This window comes from Streptomyces sp. NPDC091371 (genome assembly GCF_040684275.1).
Taxonomy (GTDB): domain Bacteria; phylum Actinomycetota; class Actinomycetes; order Streptomycetales; family Streptomycetaceae; genus Streptomyces.
This window is the reverse complement of the sequence record NZ_JBFBFP010000108.1, coordinates 1-1,335: the sequence shown is the minus strand read 5'-3', so window position 1 is coordinate 1,335 and position 1,335 is coordinate 1. Positions and strand designations below refer to the sequence as shown.

The following is a 1,335-nucleotide window of genomic DNA, read 5'->3' as shown; positions in this document are numbered from 1 at the left end:
CCTTCCGGGCCCTGCCTATCGCCGCCCACACCCGATAAAAGGCGCGGTTCGGCTTCCTGACTCTTCCCCGGGTGTACTCAGGGATCAGAACCTTCTCGACATACTCATCCATCTTATGCAGATAAATATTGGACAAGATCGGCGAAACAACCCCGCCTTGCGGACTCCCGCTGTGCGTGGCGTTCCAGACCCAGTCCTCCATGTATCCGGCCTTGAGCATGTTCCGCACCAGCCGCAGGAACCGGTTGTCGTGGATTTTCTCACCCAGAGTTCCGAGCATGACCGAATGGTCAAGCCGGTCGAAACACCGGGCAATATCACCCTCGATGAACCAGATCGACCCCGTCCAGGTGTGAGCCACCTCGCGCAATGCAGTGTGACAGCCCCGGCGGGGACGGAAACCGTGAGAGGAGTCGGAGAACGTCGGCTCGTAATACGCCTCAAGAAGCAGACGGATCACCTCGCCGACGAGCTTGTCACTCCACGGAGGCAGGCCGAGCGGCCGCAGCTTCGTGCCGCCCCGCCCCTTCGGGATGTAGACCCTCCGAGCTGGGCTCCATCGATACCGCTCGTGGCGCAGCGCGTCGATGACGTGCTCGATCTTGCCCAGCGACATGCCGTCCACGGTCTCCCCGGTGACCCCCGGCGTCATCGCTCCCTTGTTGGAGTACAGACGCCCGTAGGCCAGCAGATACAACTGCGGATTGAATAATTGTCGATACAGTTCATTGCACGGCAGGCCACGCCTGCCGCGTTCACGGAGGACACCCAGCATTGTTTCGGCGCTCTGCATTTCGCATACCTCCCGATTCTTAGGTGTCCGATCACCTGGCCCCCTTCGCCCGATGTGGACGGCTTTCCCGTCCTCCCTGGCCGGTCGTGACTCCGGCGACTACTACGGGGCCTCCGTCGCCATAGGAAGATCTCCTCCCTTAGGCGATCCCATGTTCGTCCTTGTCGTACGTACTAGCGTGACGTAGGCGCTCCACTCATCCCCTTGAATGCCCTCACTGGGCATCGCTCCACGTCCCGGAGGTTGTCCCGGGTCTGGCACTAACCCAGGACAGGACACGGCACCGGTGTCAGACGTCTTTCCGGTGGATTTGACCTTCAATCTTCTGGGGATTGGAGTTCAGGCAATCCAGCTTTCGCCATATCACGCGGGTCCCGCGACGCACCGTCTCTGACATCTGAACCCGGCCGTCGCTTTTCTGGCATGCTATTTTCCCCATCACCGTTTCCGGATTGGGTAAGCCATCAGACCCAGGAATATCCCTCCAAATTCCTCCCGGCTGAAACCGGGGATACGACAAGGCGCCTCATGGCGCACTGCCA

General features: G+C 60.5%; 1 protein-coding gene. It reads right to left on the bottom strand.

Features of this window, described 5'->3' with window-relative positions; genetic code table 11:
* A partial coding sequence (locus AB0O21_RS40350) for a reverse transcriptase/maturase family protein (RefSeq protein ID WP_365180981.1) occupies window positions 1-793 on the bottom strand: 793 nt, incomplete at its 3' end.
* Between the last annotated feature and the right edge of the window lie 542 nt (window positions 794-1,335).